Source organism: Vibrio ichthyoenteri ATCC 700023 (assembly GCF_000222605.1).
In the GTDB taxonomy this organism is placed as follows: Bacteria; Pseudomonadota; Gammaproteobacteria; order Enterobacterales; family Vibrionaceae; genus Vibrio; species Vibrio ichthyoenteri.
In genome coordinates, this window is record NZ_AFWF01000131.1 from 1 (window position 1) to 499 (window position 499).

General features: G+C 30.7%; 1 protein-coding gene. It reads right to left on the bottom strand.

Features of this window, described 5'->3' with window-relative positions; all coding sequences use genetic code 11:
* A partial coding sequence (locus RH85_RS10155; protein ID WP_006712139.1) for a hypothetical protein occupies positions 1-461 on the bottom strand: 461 nt, incomplete at its 3' end.
* Between the last annotated feature and the right edge of the window lie 38 nt (positions 462-499).

Below are 499 nucleotides of genomic sequence, written 5' to 3' on the forward strand. Positions count from 1 at the left end.
TCTTTTGTTTCTTTATGGTTGAGTCTATTTTTAGTGCCAAGAGCTTCCGCTTTATTGCTGCAGTATTTGTCAATTTTTCTAGCGAAATCGCACGAAAGATGCTGATGAATTTCATTTTTTCTTGGTTTTAACTCAAAGATAACCTCATCGCATGCTTGTATAACAATATCAACAGTATTTTTCAAAATAGATAAATCACGCACATTGAAAATAGACAAATCATCGCGTTGCGATTTGCTTGATATTAATTCGCCAATCTGTTTTCTAACTACATTTGAATTTACAATATTTAACCTATCTCTACCCTCACTTAATATGTTAATTCGTTGTTCATAAGGAAGACTGTTAATGGACAATAAAATGTCACTAATTTTACGTAGCGTTTTTTTTGACAACGAAGTATTATTCATCTTTATGGTTATGGCATCAGTTAAACTGTGTTTTTGTATGTTTATTTTCATTTTTAGTTCATTCCAGTTACGCTATAAAACCTTAGAAT